The sequence below is a fragment of the Eubacterium segne genome (assembly GCF_014287775.1).
Lineage (GTDB): Bacteria > Bacillota > Clostridia > Lachnospirales > Lachnospiraceae > Eubacterium_G > Eubacterium_G segne.
Genome location: NZ_JACOOZ010000005.1, coordinates 141,613 through 160,868, shown reverse-complemented (window position 1 = coordinate 160,868; position 19,256 = coordinate 141,613). Strand labels below are relative to the sequence as shown.

Annotated in this window: 17 protein-coding genes; all 17 read right to left on the bottom strand. The window is 34.3% G+C overall.

The window, feature by feature from the left end; translation table 11 throughout:
• Positions 1–3: 3 nt before the first annotated feature.
• A complete protein-coding gene (locus tag H8S00_RS08550) occupies positions 4–402 on the bottom strand; it encodes a methylglyoxal synthase (RefSeq protein WP_021953060.1) in 399 nt (132 codons plus the stop codon).
• Between the two features lie 105 nt (positions 403–507).
• Positions 508–1,656, bottom strand: a complete 1,149-nt coding sequence (locus tag H8S00_RS08545; protein ID WP_186840402.1) for an FtsW/RodA/SpoVE family cell cycle protein — start codon at positions 1,654–1,656, stop codon at positions 508–510.
• Between the two features lie 24 nt (positions 1,657–1,680).
• Positions 1,681–1,926: a cell division topological specificity factor MinE gene (gene minE, locus H8S00_RS08540; protein WP_021953062.1), complete on the bottom strand. Its 246-nt coding sequence runs from the start codon at positions 1,924–1,926 to the stop codon at positions 1,681–1,683.
• On the bottom strand, positions 1,923–2,720 hold the full coding sequence (minD, locus tag H8S00_RS08535) for a septum site-determining protein MinD (protein ID WP_021953063.1): 798 nt from the start codon (positions 2,718–2,720) through the stop codon (positions 1,923–1,925). The genes minE and minD overlap by 4 nt, the downstream gene beginning before the upstream one ends.
• 67 nt (positions 2,721–2,787) lie before the next feature.
• Positions 2,788–5,625, bottom strand: a complete 2,838-nt coding sequence (locus H8S00_RS08530; protein ID WP_186840401.1) for a penicillin-binding transpeptidase domain-containing protein — start codon at positions 5,623–5,625, stop codon at positions 2,788–2,790.
• Positions 5,615–6,148 (bottom strand): rod shape-determining protein MreD, encoded by a 534-nt coding sequence (mreD, locus tag H8S00_RS08525; protein ID WP_118588617.1) that lies wholly within the window; start codon positions 6,146–6,148, stop codon positions 5,615–5,617. The genes H8S00_RS08530 and mreD overlap by 11 nt, the downstream gene beginning before the upstream one ends.
• Positions 6,149–6,172: 24 nt before the next feature.
• Entirely contained in the window at positions 6,173–7,024 is an 852-nt protein-coding gene (gene mreC / locus H8S00_RS08520; RefSeq protein WP_021953066.1) for a rod shape-determining protein MreC, read from the bottom strand.
• Between the two features lie 43 nt (positions 7,025–7,067).
• On the bottom strand, positions 7,068–8,102 hold the full coding sequence (locus H8S00_RS08515) for a rod shape-determining protein (RefSeq protein WP_021953067.1): 1,035 nt from the start codon (positions 8,100–8,102) through the stop codon (positions 7,068–7,070).
• A 24-nt stretch (positions 8,103–8,126) separates the two neighbouring features.
• Positions 8,127–8,813 (bottom strand): RadC family protein, encoded by a 687-nt coding sequence (gene radC, locus H8S00_RS08510; protein ID WP_186840400.1) that lies wholly within the window; start codon positions 8,811–8,813, stop codon positions 8,127–8,129.
• Positions 8,814–8,945: 132 nt separating this feature from the next.
• Positions 8,946–10,232 carry a methionine gamma-lyase family protein gene (locus H8S00_RS08505; RefSeq protein ID WP_186840399.1) on the bottom strand — a complete coding sequence of 429 codons (1,287 nt, stop codon included), beginning with the start codon at positions 10,230–10,232 and terminating at the stop codon, positions 8,946–8,948.
• A 1-nt stretch (position 10,233) separates the two neighbouring features.
• Positions 10,234–11,190: a tRNA (adenosine(37)-N6)-dimethylallyltransferase MiaA gene (miaA, locus tag H8S00_RS08500; RefSeq protein ID WP_186840398.1), complete on the bottom strand. Its 957-nt coding sequence runs from the start codon at positions 11,188–11,190 to the stop codon at positions 10,234–10,236.
• Between the two features lie 12 nt (positions 11,191–11,202).
• Positions 11,203–13,083: a DNA mismatch repair endonuclease MutL gene (mutL, locus tag H8S00_RS08495; RefSeq protein ID WP_186840397.1), complete on the bottom strand. Its 1,881-nt coding sequence runs from the start codon at positions 13,081–13,083 to the stop codon at positions 11,203–11,205.
• 18 nt (positions 13,084–13,101) lie between these two features.
• On the bottom strand, positions 13,102–15,792 hold the full coding sequence (mutS, locus tag H8S00_RS08490; RefSeq protein WP_186840396.1) for a DNA mismatch repair protein MutS: 2,691 nt from the start codon (positions 15,790–15,792) through the stop codon (positions 13,102–13,104).
• Position 15,793: 1 nt separating this feature from the next.
• A complete protein-coding gene (gene miaB, locus H8S00_RS08485; protein WP_021953073.1) occupies positions 15,794–17,200 on the bottom strand; it encodes a tRNA (N6-isopentenyl adenosine(37)-C2)-methylthiotransferase MiaB in 1,407 nt (468 codons plus the stop codon).
• Between the two features lie 14 nt (positions 17,201–17,214).
• A complete protein-coding gene (locus H8S00_RS08480; protein WP_118588625.1) occupies positions 17,215–17,769 on the bottom strand; it encodes a 5-formyltetrahydrofolate cyclo-ligase in 555 nt (184 codons plus the stop codon).
• Between the two features lie 6 nt (positions 17,770–17,775).
• The gene (locus H8S00_RS08475; RefSeq protein ID WP_021953075.1) at positions 17,776–17,988 is read right to left on the bottom strand and encodes a DUF896 domain-containing protein; all 213 of its coding nucleotides are present in this window, start codon (positions 17,986–17,988) and stop codon (positions 17,776–17,778) included.
• A gap of 1 nt (position 17,989) precedes the next feature.
• Positions 17,990–19,189: a hypothetical protein gene (locus H8S00_RS08470; RefSeq protein ID WP_186840395.1), complete on the bottom strand. Its 1,200-nt coding sequence runs from the start codon at positions 19,187–19,189 to the stop codon at positions 17,990–17,992.
• Between the last annotated feature and the right edge of the window lie 67 nt (positions 19,190–19,256).

The window sequence follows — 19,256 nt, the reverse complement described above, 5'->3', positions numbered from 1 at the left end:
TTACTAATTTTTGTAAATTTCACGCCACTCTAAATCTCCTCTGTTAAGTGATTTAATCAGTAGCTCTGCAGTTGCAATATTTGTTGCTAAAGGAATATTATGCATATCACACAGTCTGACTGCCTTGTGAATATCAGGCTCATGTGATTTTGGGTTAAAAGGATCACGAAGAAAAATAAGCAAATCCAAATCGTTCTGCTCTATCTGGGAGCACATTTGCTGTTCTCCTCCTAAGTGACCTGCTAAATATTTATAAACTGATAAGTTGGCAGCTTCCTCAATAAGTCTGCCTGTAGTTCCTGTGGCAAACAATGAGTGCTGACATAAAATTCCTCTATACGCAATACAAAAATTCTGCATTAATTTCTTTTTTGAATCATGTGCTATTAATCCGATGTTCATATTATCCTCCATTCCATAAGAATAGTATACCTAAATATTTCCAAAACTTCCACAAAAATTATGTTAAATTTAATATTTTTTCAAAAAAATTTGTTTATTTGATTCTTAAACTCTTGCTTTCGTCCGTTGTAATCCAATATTTAGAACTATTCCCACACCAATATACATACTAAGAAGTGATGTAAGACCATAACTTACAAAAGGCAGGGTCACACCTGTATTAGGCAATAAGAATGTAGCAACTGCAATATTTACAAAGGATTGAATTGCAATCAACACCCCAAATCCGAAACAAAACAGCTTTCCGGAAAACGTGGGGGCTCTGGAGCCTGTTATAAAACACTCAAGAACAATCATAAATAACAAAAGAATTACTGCAGCCGCTCCAACAAATCCCAGCTCTTCACCTACTATTGTAAAAATAAAGTCTGTATGTGACTCTGAAAGGAGTTTACCGTTTTTAACTGATGTTACCGTATTATTATATAATCCCTTTCCTGTTAAACCACCTGAACCAATTGCCAAAAGGGAATTTTCCTGCTGATATCGTATCTTTTTGGCTGTTTCATTATCGTCCTGGAAGAAACCTACAATACGGTTATACTGATATTCACTTAATATTTTCTTTCCTGTATCCGGCTGAACAACAAAATATCCGAAAATACAAAATACCGGTATTGCAATTACAATAACTGCAGTTACAATTTTATGGTTAATTCCTGATAAAAACAATATAGCTGCCATGGTTACTGCTATTACAATAGTTGTTGATAAGTCGGGCTGTGCCAATATAAGTACCATTGGAGCGCCTAAAAACAAAACTGCACCACCTAATGTCTTAAAGGTATCAAGGGTTTCACGCCTTTTATAAAGGTACGTGGCAATAAATATTATTAAAAATATTTTTGTAATTTCCGACGGCTGAAACTCTGTAAAGCCTAAATTAATCCATCTTTTAGCACCTTTATTTACAGTACCAACTGCCAGTACCAAAAGAAGCAGGGTACATGTAACAAGGTATATGGCCCAGTAAAACTTGAAAATTAATTTATAGCTAATAAATGATAATACCAAAATCGCTATTAATCCCAGCGCCATACCCACTATCTGTTTAGTTTGAAAATTCTCCCCTTCAGTAGCACTACCTATACATAAAATTCCAATGACTGTAATAGAAATAACATATATAAGTAATCTAAAATTAAAATTAGATAATTTGTAACTTTTTATTGTATTTCGTATTTTTCTAAACATTAACTGTAACCTCAATTATAATTGTTAAATTTTAATTTCCTTAATTGGTATATTAGCCATAAGACACGGTCCTTTTTCATGCTGTATCTCTATATGGCAGTTTTCTACATCGATGTCTATGTACTTTGTTATTACTTTTATTATATCATTCTTAATAGCCTCTGTGGTATCAGGATTACATCCTAATCTGTCAGTAACTAATAAAATCTGTAGTCTCTCTCTTGCAACTTTGCCTGAACGTTTTCTATAGAATAACCTACTAAAAATCATCTGGACTCCCCCCTGCTAAAAATATTTCTGATAAACCAAAAAGAAATTCTGCTTTCTGTTTTATCTTCTGTTCCTCTTACTCCACAGAGTTTTTCAGCAATTTTTGTTATGGACTTTCCTGAAACCGTGTTTAAGTCAACCACAGCCTCACCTCTGTTTGTGGCAATAACAACATTTATATCATCATTTACACATCCGATAATTTCAGTACCTAATATATCCACCACATCTTCACTGGACATCATATCTCCACGTCTGATAAGCTCCGGACGTAATTTATTTACCAAAAGATATATAGGCTCAATTCCATCTTTTTCCAAAAGTCCGATAATACGGTCTGCATCCCTTATGGATGAAACCTCCGGGGTAGTAACTACAATAGCCTTTGTAGCGCCTGCTATGGCATTCTTAAAGCCCTGTTCAATTCCTGCGGGGCAGTCTATAATAACATAGTCAAACTCTTCCTTTAAACAGGCTGTAAGCTCTATCATCTGCTCCCTTGTAACTGCATCCTTGTCCCTTGACTGGGCACTGGGCAGCAGATAAAGATTACTATGTTTTCTGTCCTTTATTATTGCCTGTTTCAGCCTGCAATTGCCTTCAATAACGTCTACGAGATTGTATACAATGTAATTTTCAAGTCCCATAACAACATCTAGATTTCTAAGTCCAATGTCTGTATCAATGGCTAAAACACTGTTTCCCATTTTTGCCAGGGCAATACTTAAATTTGCGGTAATTGTTGTTTTTCCAACACCGCCTTTACCTGATGTAACAACTATTACTTCTCCCATTTCTTCCTCCTAAAATAAAATAATATACTATCTTTTGTATTTTATTCAGGAGTCATAACCTAGGCTTTTAATCCTGGGTTACATTATTAGAATCATCCTTTTTAACATTCTTCTTAACATCCTTATCAGTAATTTCACCATAATAATACTGAATAACGTTCTTTGCAAGCTCTGCAGAGTCATGGGATGAGTTACCAAAAGGAATAACAACAGATGTTGCTATTTTCGGATTATCATATGGAGCATATGCAACAAACAAAGCATGGGAATTACGCTTCTTGTTTTCCTGCGCCGTACCTGACTTACCTGCAATATTAATTTTTGTATCTTTAAAATATTTATAAACAGTACCTTCAGTAATAACTTCACGCATTCCTGTATGAATTGCGTCCCATGTACTACCAGAAGCATCTACTGTATTTGTAAGCTTTGACTTCTTTTTAAGGACGGTTTTACCTTTAGATGAAACCACCTTGTCTAACAATGTAAGAGAGTAATTCTTTCCACCATTAGCAATTGTTGAAACATATCTTGCCAGCTGCACCGGTGTATAAGCATTACTACCCTGTCCGATAGCTGAATGGACAGAACTTTCCGTTGAAAAATGCGGATCTCTTTCAGTAATTTCCACACCTGACTTCATATCAAGTCCTAAAACCTTGGCATATTTTTCTATTTTACTAAGACCTAAGGCACTATCATAGTTACCCTTACTGTTAGTTCCCAATCTGTATCCCATTTCATAGAAGAAATAGTTACATGACTGCGCCAGTGCCTGCATAACATTTATACTACCGTGAGTTGCACCGCCACCTGAGGTAAATATCCAACATTTAGGTGATGGAGTGATTTTCTTAAACTCACCTTCATCCACAACAGTATCGCCCTGAGAAATAATCCCTTCTTCCATGGCTGTCATTGTTGTACACATTTTAAATGTTGAACCCGGTGCGGAGGCTCCCTGGGTTGCACGGTTATAAAGAGGTTCTGACTGATCATCTACTAACTTAGCCCAATAATCAGGATCCACTGAACCGGAAAACATATTGTTATCATAGCTTGGATAAGTAACCAATGCCCTAACCTTTCCTGTTGACGGGTCAGTTATTACTACTGAACCGGAACACGGATCTAATGCCAGCTGTGCCGGTGTAATATTTAACTTCTGAATCTGATTTATAATAAATGTATAAGTATAATATGTGTCATATGTTGAAAGTCTGCTGTATGTTGCTTCATCCTTCTTTAAAACTCCCTGATCATATAAAAGCATACATACTTCGCTGCCGGAAATAGTTCCGTCAAATATGCGATAATATACAACTTCCTTACCAAAGGACGTATTTTTCCTTAAATCAGAAATAATATACTTTGTAATTAAATCATAAGTCTCCTCTGTTGATAAATAAGAATCCTTTACATCTAAATTATCAAGACTAATCCAGTTTTGTTTAATTGCATATCTTATAAACTCATTCATGCTGATTTTTCCGTCAACATATTTATTGTAGGTTTCGTCTTTTGTGTCAATAACAGATGTGAGAAGTATTCCGTCATTCTTTAATAAATCATATATATAATCGTAATACTTCTGATATTCCTTACTTAAATCATTATAAACCTTGCCATTTTTTGAGTTTAACTGCTGTTTTAATTCTGCAACAGCCAATTTAACACTGTCCTTATATTTACTGTAAACCCTGTTCTCATTAGGTGTACTTTTCTTTGCTAAATGCTTAATACTTACAACATTATTAGTCATTAACTGGGCATAAACCTTCTTAACTGAAATGTTGTGTATTTTCTCGTCAGTTTCCTGATCTTCATCTATGTCATAATTTTGAATTTCTGATATAAGGATAGATGCTATCCTTTTTTCAAGCATAGTATAAACAGCTTTCTGAAGCTTAGAATCAATGGTAAGATATACATCTTTTCCTGCTTTTGAATCTTTCTTAGAAATAGTGCTAAGTTTCTTACCTGTATTATCTACAAATATTTTTTCTTCGCCATGTTTTCCCTGAAGATACTTTTCAAAAGAAGATTCGATTCCTGCCTTTCCCACAATATCACTGGAAGTATATGTTTTACCTTTTTTATCATATTCTTCAATCTGTGTATCGGAAATAGTTCCTGTGTATCCTAAAATTGGTGCAAAATATTCACTGTCATTGTATTTTCTTACAGTTTTTTCCTCTACCATAACACCTGTTAAATCTGCCTCATTTTCATAAATGGCAGCAACAGTTTTTTCATTAATGTCCTTTGCAATGGTTACACCAACATACTTCTGATAAGAATTGGCAAAAACATTGTATCTGATGGACAAAATCTTAAGAAGCATTTCGTCATCAACATCTAACTTAACCTCAAAGAATACATTTTTAAGGTGAGAAATAAGTTCCCCTGCAGATGCATTGGAAAAATCCCTATCCTTATATTTCATCTTTTCTCCGAATATATTTTTAAGAAAAAGCTTCTTTGCAGCATCTGAAGAGAAATTCTCTTTCCACTTTCCATCCTGATCTAAGATTATAGGGAAATCCACAATAACCTTATCGCCATACTTTTCTATAACATTAATTGCCTTGTAAACAATGTCATTCATAAGCTGGTTCTTTTCATTAGAACTGTCAAGCTTATCTTCCATTCTTACCGTATATGCTAATTCATCATAAGCTAAAACTTTTCCGTTAACATCATATATCTTTCCACGGGTTCCCTGATTGTAAACAGTTCTCTCCGCCTGCTGGATATATGTACTCATATAGTAATTTTCATTTACAATCTGTAAATCAAATACTCTGTACAGCAAAGTTGAAAACAAAGCGATAATGATTAAACTTACAATGAATATTCTTGATTTAATTATTTTAGATACCGTATATAAAAAATCACCTATCAAAACTTAATTTATTCTCCTGTTTTTGTGTTAATACTTTTTCGTTTAATAAATAAAATAACTTGTAAACTATAAGGGTTACAAATGTGGTAATAATCATTTCCGGAAAGAAAATGTTCCAGAAATAATATGAAAAATCCAACTTGTTTCTCAACAGCAGTCTAAATGTATAACAGCCCATATTGTATGCAAAATCACCGGAAAACACCAGCAATAAAGGCATAAATACGTGGTCACTGTAAAACATTTTCTTAAACAAACCACCGAAAAATCCCACATACATGTATATAAGGGCATATAAACCTATTACATCTCCAAAAAATATGTCTACTAACAGTCCGCAAAACAATCCTGTTACACTTCCGTAATTACAGCCCCTCATAAATCCAAATATGCATGTCGTAATTAAAAGCAGATTTGGAGTTGCCACGCTTCTGTAATTTAACAGTGAAAAAGAACTTTGCAGGGCAAATGATAATGTAATAATTCCACCTGTTATTAATATTTTAATTATTCTATGTTTCATAATTATTTCCTACAATACCATTAATTAATCTTTTAATTCCTCTTTAAGTTGCTTAATTACCAAAACTTCACTTATATGTTCAAAATCCACAACAGGTTTCATCTGACCTGACTGGGTAAGACCACTGGCATCCTTGGATATTTTTGTAAGATACCCTACTAAGATGTTTGGAAGAAACTTATCACTAATTTGTGATGTGACAACCATATCTCCCTCAGCTATTTTTGCATCCTTAGATACCTCTGTGATATTCATAACGTTATCTTCCATAAGTTTTAAATCACCACTGGCAATTCCTGTATCTGAAGTATTGGCAAAGGAAACGCTTACACTACTTTCATCATTAATTATGGAACGTACCTTTGCATAGTTTTTTCCAACATCATAAACAATACCTACAAGACCGCCTCCACTTATAACATTCATATCCACCTGAATACCGTCATCTGAACCTCTGTTAATAATAAAGATGTCAAAAAGATTTCCCGTATCCTTTCCAATGACATTAGCAGCCACTTTTTCATATTGTGAATAATCCTCATCTAGTTTTAAAAGCTCCCTAAGTCTTGTAAGTTCATATTTGTTCTGGGCTAAAAGGCTGTTTTCCTGAGTAAGCTCATCCACCTGTTTTTTTAGCTTGGAATTACTGCTTTTTAACTCTTTTACTGTTTTTAAAAGCTCTTCCTTGTCAGTAATCCATCCGCCAATGTTATTAATTCCTGTTTGAAGAGGAACTACAGCCACACCGGCTACAGCTTTAAAAGGTTTTGAAAAACCTGAAAAAGCAAATGACAAAATAAGGGACGCAATACATACTAACGTCAGAACAAATATTAAAATCTTTGGTTTTACACTAAATTTTGATTGTCTTTTCATTGTTTCATCCTATATATAATAATAAAAATTGTAACTGTAACTGTTAAAATGAGCTTTCTCTTGGCTCATACATAAGTTTCCTGTATCTTGAATCAGACATAATAATTGATATGCCTCTTATAACTGAATCCTCTGCATTTTCAACTGTATTAACCTTAAGATCTGTCTCCTTTGCAATGAGTTTATCTAAATTTTTAATTGAAGAAGATCCTCCTGTAAGGAAAATACCTGTATCTATAATATCTGCTGACAATTCAGGCGGTGTTCTCTCTAAAAGATTCTTAATGGAATCTGTAATATCATCAAAGAACTGCTTAATTGCCTCATATATGGTGTCCTTAGAAACTCCACGTTCAGAAGGAAGACCAGTAATAACATTTCTTCCATAAACATATAAAATGTCATCACCCTCCTCTTCATTATCTTCATCATACATGGCATCTGATAATGTTTTCTTAATCTGTTCGGCAGTTTTTAAACCAATTAAAATATTGTATTTACGCTTTACCACATCACAAATCATCTGATCAAGTCTGTTGCCACCTAATTTTATAATTCGGCTTACAACAATTCCACCTAATGAAATAACTGATATTTCCGTAGTGTCAGCTCCAATATTAATAATCATGTTACCTCTGGAACTAGTCATGTCAATACCAAGACCTACGGCATCTGCTATAGGCTTCTCCACTATTTTGATTTCTCTTGCCTTTATGTCTGATTTGGCAACAACATCATAGAAAGCTCTTTTTTCAACTTCCGTAATATCTGCCGGAACAGCTATACAGAATCTTCCCATTTTGCTGCCTCTAGGTCCTGTCATTTTCTTATAAAACTGTTCAAAAAGCATTTTCATGCTTTTCAAATCAGCTATAACCCCGTATTTAATAGGGAAAATAACCTGAATATTTTCAGGTGCCTTCTCATACATTTTATAGGCTTCATCGCCAATTTCAAATAAAATGTCCTTATTCTTAATGGCAATAATATTTTTTTCATTTAAAGTGGTTCTAGTAATTCCATTATATATTTTTATATTACTTGTACCAAAATCAATACCAAAAACGCTACGACTCATAGTATATCCCTTCAAGTTGAATTTCTATATAACTTTCAATTCCCTTAAACTTGAGAATTTATTATCTCCAATAATGATATGGTCTAAAAGCCTTATTCCTACCATATCGCCTGCTTCTTTTATCTTTTTTGTACTTCTAATATCATCCCTGCTGGGTGTAGGTTCACCGCTGGGATGATTATGCACCAGCACAATATTTACTGCATTACATTTTAGTGCTTCCACAAAAATTTCCCGCTGGGAAATCATGGACCTGTCAATGGTTCCCTTTGTAATCTCCTTACTTTTAATCAGCTTACATTTAGTATCAAGAAACATAACATGTAAAGTTTCCTGTTCTAAATGTCTTAGCCTTTCCATGTAATATCCGGCGATTTTCTTCGGTGAATCATACTTCACATTATCCACAAAAGGCATTGACGCAATTCTCTTTGCCAGTTCACCAATACATAAAATCTGAACTGCCTTTACCATTCCCACACCTTTAATGTGCAAAAGCTCTTCCTTTGTAGTATGCATTATTTTCAGGAGATTAGTACCATCTCCCTGCTGCGTAATAATTTCTTTTGCCAAATCATATGCACTGCTTCCCTTAACTCCCGTCCTTAAAATAACAGACAAAAGTTCACAGTCTGACAATGTTTCAGGACCATTTTCAAAACATTTCTCATATGGTCGCTCACTTCTTGGCATATCTTTAATTTTATTCATATCTTCCTTTCTTCATCTCCAGGTACAAAGTAAAATATAAATAAATTTAGAACTCAAAGCATATGATATTGTAACACAATAAAAATTATGTGTATACGTTTTTTACAATAAAAGGCAAATAATAACAAAAACTTATACTAAATGAATTAATTCGTCATCTACCATATTCTGGAATGCCTTAAGTATGCCAAGCTTTGCATGCTGCCATGTAAGGCCACCCTGAAAATACACTGCGTAAGGCGGTTTTATAGGTCCGTCTGCACTAAGTTCAATAGATGATCCGGAAACAAATGCTCCGGCGGCCATTATAACCGGTGCATCATATCCTGGCATATCCCAAGGTTCCGGTGTAAGATAGCTATCCACAGGTGCAGCAGCCTGTATTCCTTTGCAAAAGGCAATTACTGCCTCAGGCTTACCAAACTCTATAGCCTGAATAATGTCATGTCTGCTTTCTTTTCCGTCAGGTATTACCTTAAATTCGAATTTTTCAAATAAATTTGCCGCAAAAATGGCTCCTTTTAAAGCTGATGCCACAACTGTAGGTGCTAAAAACAAGCCCTGATAAAATGAAGTCATAACTCCAAGATTAGCTCCAACTTCCTTTCCCAGTCCCGGTGTTGTAAGTCTGTAGGCACAATTTTCCACGCAGTCCTTTGTTCCGCATATATATCCACCTATTGGAGCAAGTCCTCCTCCGGGATTTTTTATTAATGAGCCAACCACCATATCTGCCCCTACATCAGAAGGCTCTATGGTTTCCACAAACTCACCGTAACAATTATCAACCATTACAATTATATCCGGGTTAATGCTTTTTACAAAAGAAACTGCTTCACCTATTTTTTTCACTGACAGTGTAGGTCGTGTGGCATATCCCTTTGACCGTTGTATTCCAACTAATTTAACATCAGAGGTAAGCTTATTTTTTATTCCGTCAAAATCAAAATCTCCGTTATCAAGTAAATCCACCTGATCGTATGTAACTCCATACTCCCTTAAGCTTCCCTTTGATTCCCTTATTCCAATTACCTCTTCTAAAGTATCATAAGGCTTACCTGAAATATAAACCATTTTATCTCCGGGTCTTAAGTTAGCGGAAAGTGCCAGACCTAATGCATGAGTTCCACAGGTTATCTGTGGTCTTACCAAAGCATCTTCCGTATGAAAAATATCTGCATATACCTTTTCTAAAGTATCCCTTCCTAAATCATTATATCCATATCCGGTAGTCTGGGCAAAATGCGCCTCTGATACCTGATTTTTCTGCATAGCATTAACCACCTTCAACTGATTGTACTCTGCAATTATGTCTATTTCTTGAAATCTTTGTTTCAAAGCATCTGTAATTTTAACTGAATAATCGTACACATCCTCTGAAATGCCGAAGTTTTTATACATTTCCTTAATGTCTGCCATTTTAATCCTCTTTTCTTATTATGTTTCTTTTTTCCAAAATCATAAGCATTTCATCTAAAACCTTCTGTCTGTTATATGCAAACTCATTAATATTTATCATGGTAACATCTCTTTCCCTTCTAAACCATGTCAATTGCCTTTTAGCGAAATGTCTTGTATTTAATTTTATCTGATAAATGGCATCTTCAAGGCTTATGTTCCCCTTTACACATTGTACCATTTCCTTGTATCCGATTCCCTGCATGGAGGTTAAATCTTCACTATATCCTAAATCAAGAATACCCTTTACTTCATCGTAAAGACCTTCTTTAATCATATTGTCTACTCTGTTATTTATTCTGAAATAAAGGGCATCCCTGTCATCATTTAAAACAAAATAAACAAAATCGTATGGTGATTCATTTTCATGCTGCTGTTCATTATGCTCTGACATACGTTTTCCTGTTTCATAAAAATACTCTAATGCTCTTATTACACGTTTTAAATTGTTATAATGAATATTGTCAGCAGAAACCGGGTCAATGCTTCTTAGCATGTTATGAATATACTGATTTCCTTTTTGTGCTGCAAGTTCCTCAAATTCTTTTCTGTATTCATGTTCATTTCCTGTTTCATCAAATTTTATATCATACAGAACAGATTGAATATAAAATCCCGTTCCTCCCACAATAATGGGAATCTTTCCCCGCTTATATATGTCCTCCATACACTCCTTTGCCATTTGCTGGAATGTATGAACGTTAAACTCCTCATCGGGATTTAATGCATCAATAAGATGGTGCTTTATTCCCTTAGTTTCCGACGGTAAAACCTTCGCAGAGCCTATATCCATATATCTGTATACCTGTATTGAGTCAGCACTTATAATTTCACCATTAACCTTATTAGCTAAGTCAATGGCTAATTCTGTCTTCCCTACAGCTGTGGGACCTGTAACAATAATAAGTTTCTTCTTCATTGCTATTTTTCCTTAAATTATTCGTTTAAATTTCTTTTCAAGCTCGTATTTGCTCATGGAAATAATTGTTGGTCTTCCATGAGGACAGTTATACGGATTTTCAAGGGCAAGTAGCTGGGTAATTAATGCATCTGCCTCGTTAAATGACATATTGCTGTTTCCCTTTACCGCAGCCTTACAGGACATGGATGCAATTTTGTCTGTAATGCTGTCTGCCACAAGCTTTGTATTTTCATTAGAAAGATTATCAATTATTTCCATTAATACCTCTTCACTATCTAATGAATACAAATCTGAAGGCACACCCCTTACTGCGTAATCCTGCCCGCCAAAATGCTCAATTTCAAATCCTATTTCCTTAAAATGCCCCATATATTTTTCTAACAATGCAGCCTCGTTCATGGAAAGAGAAAGAATTATTGGTGGATTAATAAACTGAGTGCTTATGTTTTTTTCATGAAATTTCTTCATAAGAGACTCAAACATTACTTTTTCGTGGGCAGCATGCTGGTCTATAATATACATTTTATCCTCATATTCAATAATCCAGTATGTTTTAAACACCTGCCCTATAATTCTATGCTTAGGCTTAGCCACCTCACTTAGGAAATCATCATAAACCTCCGTGATTTGCTGCTGAACCATATTATTTTTAGGTGTAACAGCCACCCTGTCTGTATTTGCCTTGTAATTATTATCTTCCCCTACATCTAAATGCTCAGGTAAATCACCTAAAACGTGATCCGGTGTCTGATAATTAGTACTGCCTATATTACTTTGACTATTTACACTTAAAGCCTTTGCTTCTTCAATATGCTGTCTGTTTATCTCAAAGGGCTCAGGAACATATTTAATTTCATCCTGTATTTCCTTGATTTTTTCTAATTCAACATCAATAATATTTGGTTTTTCAATTAAGGCATTGTTAATACATTCCTCCACCCAGGGATATATACTTTCACCTTTTCTAAATCTAAGTTCCATCTTTGACGGATGAACATTTACATCCAGATATTCCGGATTAATTTCAAAATTTAATACAGTGAAAGGGTACTTATGCTGCATTAATATAAATTTATAACCTGCCTCAATGGCTTTAGAAAGAATGTTACTTTTTATATATCTGCCATTTATAAAATAATTTTCAAAGGTTCTGTTTCCCTTTGATATTATTGCCTTTCCAATGTATCCTGTCATTTTCATAAAATCATTTTCCTGATTTATTTCAATTACATTACCGGTAATTTCACGACCATAAACATTATATATGACATCCTTCAAATTGCCATTTCCTGCAGTATGGATTTTTAACTGTCTGTTACTTTTAAAACTAATGGATATTTCCGGATGTGAAAGGGCAATTTTTTCCACAATGTCTGAAACATATCCTGCCTCTGTCTGGGCTGTTTTTAAAAATTTTCTTCTAGCAGGAGTGTTAAAGAATATATTTTTTACAATAAAAGTTGTACCTTCCGGCGCACCAATTTCCTCAAACAGTGTTTCTTTTCCACCTTCAATTTTGTACCTGTATCCTGTAAGGTTTTCAGCAGTTTTTGTAATAAGCTCTACCTGACATACAGCAGCTATACTTGACAAAGCTTCACCTCTAAATCCCAGGGATGATACACTTAATAAATCCACGGCAGTTCTAATCTTACTGGTAGTATGCCTTTTAAATGCAATTCTTATATCTCCCGGGTCAATACCCATGCCATTATCCGTTATTCGGATAAGAGACAGTCCGCCGTCTTCTATTTCAACGGAAATCATTGTAGAGCCTGCATCAATGGCATTTTCCAACAGTTCCTTTACTACCGATGCAGGTCTTTCAACCACTTCTCCTGCCGCAATCTGATTAATTGTACTTTGGTCAAGTTCCTGAATTTTCTTCATGTAACACTCCTAAGATAACTACCATCTGTTTTTCAACTGATTTTGTAGCTTAAATAAATAATTAAGTCCCTCTATAGGTGTCATTTCACCTAAATTTAGTTCCTCAATTTCTTTTATAATTTCATCACCGTTAATAGTATCAAATAAGGTCATCTGATGTGCTTCCGCATCATCATTTATTCCCGGTAAAACATTACTTCCCGGCTGAAGTCCCGCAGCAATATCCTTTGCCTTTGCGGAAATGTCCGCATTGCTTAATTCCACCACCAGCTGTTTTGCACGGTTTAATACACTGTCAGGAACTCCCGCTAATTTTGCCACCTGAATACCATAACTTTTATCTGCTCCACCTTTTACGATTTTTCTAAGGAATACAATATCATCTCCCTGCTCCTTAACGCTTATACAGTAATTGTTAACTCCCGGCAGCGTTCCCTCTAACTCCGTAAGTTCATGATAATGGGTTGCAAACAATGTTTTTGCCCCAAGAATTTTCTTGTCACAAATATGTTCAACAACAGCCCATGCTATACTTAATCCATCAAAGGTACTGGTTCCTCTTCCTATTTCATCTAAAATCAAAAGGCTCTTTGATGTGGCGTTTCTTAATATGTTAGCCACCTCTGTCATTTCCACCATAAATGTACTTTGACCACTTGCCAGATCATCTGAAGCCCCCACTCTTGTAAAAATCTTATCACATATGGATATATTAGCTTCACTGGCAGGAACAAATGACCCTATTTGAGCCATTAGCACAATCAGTGCCGTCTGTCTCATATATGTAGATTTTCCTGCCATGTTAGGACCTGTAATAATGGATAATCTGTTATGATTCATGTCAAGATATGTGTTATTAGCTATAAACATATTCTCAGGAATCATTTTCTCTACTACAGGATGTCTTCCGTCCTTTATGTCGATTACACCCTTTTCATTTATTTTCGGCTTCACATAATGATTTCTTTCAGCAACAAAGGCAAGGGATGCAAAAACATCAATTTGAGCCACTGCCTTTGCAGTCTGCTGTATTCTGTTTATTTGGTTAAATATTTCATCACGAATAGCCGTAAATATATTATATTCAAGAGAAAACAGCTTGTCCTCTGCCCCTACAATAACCTCTTCAAGTTCCTTTAACTTATCTGTAGTGTATCTTTCTGCATTAGTAAGGGTTTGTTTTCTAATATAATACTCCGGCACTAAATCCTTAAATGAATTTGAAACTTCAATATAATATCCGAAAACCTTGTTATATTTAATTTTTAACTTAGAAATGCCTGTAGCTTCCTTTTCATCTGCTTCAAGCTGAGCTAACCATGTTTTACCCTCTGTTTTGGCACTTCTTAATTTATCAATTTCCTCATTGTAGCCACTTCTGATTATTCCACCTTCTTTAATATTAATAGGAGGGTCATCATTTATTGATTCAGCAATAAGCTTTGTTATATCCTCTAATGTATCTAATCTGCCTAATATATCAAGAAACAGTGGAGACTTAAAATCTTTTATGATGTTCTTAATATGAGGTAACATTTCCAATGATGTTTTAAATGCAATTAAATCCCTTGGATTTGCAGACCTGTAGGAAATTTTGCTAAGTAATCTTTCCAAATCATAAATAGGAGCAAGATATTCCCTAAGTTCATCACGGGTAATAAGGGAATTGTTAAGCTCCTCAATCACCTTTTGTCTGTTTATAATTTCTTCTTTATCTATTAAGGGTTGCTCAATATAATTTCTTAAAGTTCTTGCTCCCATGGCAGTTTTTGTTTTATCAAGAACCCACAGCAGGGAACCTCTTTTTTGCTTTTCCCTTAAAGTTTCACACAGTTCCAAATTTCTTCTTGTGGAAGTGTCTAAAATCATAAAGGTACTAGTAGAGTACGGAATAAGCTTAGACAAATGTGAAAGGGAATTTTTCTGAGTTTCATAAAGATATTTAAGGAGTGAGCCTGAGGCAATAATTCCTAAACTCATTTCAGAAATACCAAGCCCTGATAAGTCTATTATATTAAAATGTTCTTTAAGAATATCTGAACAGTTTTCCTCATCAAAATACCATTCCTCTAACTCAAAAACAGATATGGATAGACGATTTTTTATATCTTCTATATCCATACCGCACATTAAAAATGAGTGATTACATATTATTTCACTAGGGGTAAACTTGTTTATTTCATCTAAAACATTTCTTTCAGTTGCCACTTCCGTAACATAGTAATCTCCTGTAGTTACATCTGCTATTGAAATACCAAATTTTCCCCCTACATAAGCAATGGACATAAGATAATTATTCTTTCCCTCATCCATTGCCGTGGTATTTAAGTTAGTTCCCGGTGTGACAATTCTTACAACCTCTCTTCTAACAAGACCCTTTGCCTGTGCCGGGTCTTCAGTCTGTTCAACTATGCAGACTTTATATCCTCTTGTAACTAACTTATTTATATAAGTATCCACTGCATGATATGGGACACCACACATAGGTGCCCTTTCCTTTAATCCACAGCTTTTTCCCGTAAGGGTAATTTCCATAGTCTTTGATGCTGTTATTGCATCGTCAAAAAACATTTCATAAAAATCCCCTAAACGGTAAAATATTATACAGTCATCATTCTGCTTTTTTGTTTCTAAATACATTTTCATCATAGGCGTAAGTTCACTTAAGTGATTATCCCATACGTCCTGCATCATCTGTGGTAAAGCCATATTAATCCACCATTTCTCCCATATAGTAAAAACCTTTTGCTTCTTCTAATTTAACATTTACAAGACTTCCGATTAGAGATACATCAGCCGGAAAATGTACAACTGAATTGTTGCTTAATCTTCCTGAAACATATCCCGGAATTTTTTTATTTACTTCTTCTACCAAAACTTCCTGAACACTACCTTCTAAAGCTTTTGTTTTTTCTTTTGAGATGCTATTTACCAAACTTAAAAGTCTGTCAAATCTATCTTTTACAACATCCTCCGGCACCTGGTCAGGCATTTTTGCAGCAGGTGTTCCGGAACGTTTAGAATATATAAATGTAAAGGCTGAATCATACTGTGCCTTTTCTACAACATCAAGGGTTTCTTCAAAGTCTTCTTCTGTTTCTCCCGGAAATCCCACTATAATATCTGTTGTAATACCAATATCCGGTATTTCTTTTCTTAATTTTTCCACAAGGGTTAAATATTGTTCCTTGTTATAATGTCGGTTCATGATTTTAAGTAAACGGCTGCTTCCAGACTGAAGGGGCAAATGCATCTGCTTACATATTTTCTTTGATTTCGCCATAACCTTTATTAATTCATCTGACAAATCCTTTGGATGGGAAGTCATGAATCTAATCCTCTTAAGTCCCTCAATATCCTCTATCCGCTGTAAAAGCTGTGCAAAGGTTATGGGATTTTCAAGAGTCTTTCCATATGAATTAACATTTTGACCTAAAAGCATTATCTCCACAACACCGTTAGCTACTAACTGCTTAATTTCATCAATAATATCTTCTGGATTTCTGCTTCTTTCCCGGCCTCTTACATAGGGAACAATACAGTAACTGCAAAAATTGTTACAGCCGTACATAATGTTTACGCCGGATTTAAAGTCATACTTTCTAACTGTTGGAAGCTCCTCAACTATTTCCGTTGTTCCATCCCATATATCTTCAACCTTGTGTCCGCTTATAAGTCTCTCGTATAAAAGCTGCGCCAGCAAAAATATGTTGTGGGTTCCAAAAATTATATCAATAAATCTATAACTTTTATTTAACTTTTCAACTACCTGTGGCTCCTGCATCATACATCCACACAAACCTATAATCATTTCAGGATTCTTCTCTTTTATCTTTGAAAGATAGCCTAACCTTCCATATACCTTTAAATTGGCATTCTCCCTTACGGTACAAGTATTATACAACACCAAATCAGCATGTTCATCGTCAGTTTCTTCGTAACCTATTTCACTAAGTATACCCATCAGTTTCTCTGAATCCTTAAAATTCATCTGACAGCCGAAAGTGACAACACATGCTGAAAGTTTTCTGCCATATTGCTGTTCTTTTATTTTCACTAATTCCTTACATTTCTGTATATAATATTTCTGCTTTTCCGTCTCGTTAGTAAAACTCATTCTAATCTCCTGCTTTAATTAATATTTATAAATCTTTTTTCACTAATAATATGATACATTTTCACATCATGGTCCTCTGTGGGTATTTCCTCAAAAATCTGATAATCATAGCATATTCCCACAGACTTAATAGGGTAATCCTTAAGGTATCTGTCGTAAAAGCCTCCTGCCTGACCTATTCTGTCACCACTTTCAGAAAAAACCACTCCCGGAACTAATATTAAATCAGCCGTAGTTTCTTCATTTTTTTCGTCAGGCTCAAATATTCCATAAGCTCCCTTTTTAAGCCCTGATAACCTGTCAATGGCATAAAACTTCATAATGCCTGCCTTATCAAGAACCTTGGGCAGGGAAACCCTCTTTCCATCTGCAATTGCCTTTTCTATAAGAAATGATAAATCCACTTCATTTCTTATGGAATTATAGCAAAACACTGACCTAGCTTCCCTGTAAACGGAACTGTCTATTAATCTTTCACATATCTTTTTACTTAATATGTCTACCTGATTTTTAGGCATTTCTTTTCTTTTATTTTGTATTTCTTTTCGTAAAGAGTCTTTTGTTGTCATTTTAAATTAATGTCCATCCCCTTTAGGCTGTACTTTTTTAATTGTTCCGTCAGGATACTTAATGCTCATGGTATTAAGCTCTCCTGTTAAATTACCAATAATTGCCATTCTATATTCTGTTCTAAGTTTCTGCTGTTCTTCCTTTTCAGCCTCAGTAAGTCCTGTTGTCTTTGACTTTTTATATAATTCATTAATTCTGTTAATTTTGTTTTTGTCCATTTTATTTTAGGAATATATATGTAGTCTCGTTGTTAGAAGCAACACTGCCTATATATTCTCCCCTTTCCTGTAAAATAATTTTCTTTGACGGGAACTTATGTATTCCCACTAACTTAATTTCCTTGCCAAATAAAGTTCTATCTGCAAATGTTGAAATAACCGTGTTGTTATTTACAAATTTTATATTTAAATCCTCAGGATATGTTGCATCCACATCATTTGTAATTAAGTTAAAGAACTGGGTACCTGAAGAATTTTTCTTAATCATATAGGGCTTATTATCTATAACTGTTGCATTTTTAAGAAGATACTCCCCTGTTGTGGTTTTATTAATGCAGGTATAAATTTTCTCTTCTTCCTTTTTTGAAGTTAAATCGTAAAAAACAATTACTTCATCATTTTTTTCATAGTTAAACTTTGAATAAATCAAAAAATTATCAATGATTTTTGCATTAATTACCGTTGTATCATAGTAAGCCTGGTCTATGGAATTCATAACCATATTTTGCTGTTCTAACTTTAAATCACTGATAAACTGCTTAATGTTTACAATTATAAGGTTCTCAACAGCTGCCTCTTCCTTCTCAAGGTTTAAATGTCTGTCGTTTTCAAAAACCGAATATCCCGTTTTCATTATGCAGTTTGTCTCATTGTATGGAAGGACAAACTCAATACCGTTATTTTTCAGATTTTCGTCTTCAATTACAATCTGCTTATTTTTAACAAAATCAAATAAAACCAAGGTAAAATCAAAAAATTCCTTTAACAGTCCATTGGCACTTACCTTTGGAAGAGCTCTTTGAATAATCAGATTTGACTCATCTAAAATAAAGATTTTTATCTGCTTATTGTCAGGATACAAATTAATATTGTCCTTTAGAGAAATAATCTTTGTATGAGTATGGTCTGTTATATTATATCTTATAATATTAAAAGTGTAGCCGCCGTCTAACATATCAGTGTACTCAGTAAAATACAGATAATCTGATTCATACTGACAATTGGTAATATTAAAAACATCTACCTTGTCAGTATATGGCATAACTTCCTTTCTTACATTTTCCTCAAGATAATACAGAAAATATCTCACCTTTGGCAGATTAGTAAAAGGACCCTGTTCATATTCCTTTTCCAAAATAATATCATCTTTTAAATGTAATCCGTTAAAGTATTCTGACTGCGCCAAAAAACGTATATTCATAATGCCTCTCCTTAACAATGTTTCTACATTTAACACATCTTTATATAATACTACATTTTTTCAAAAA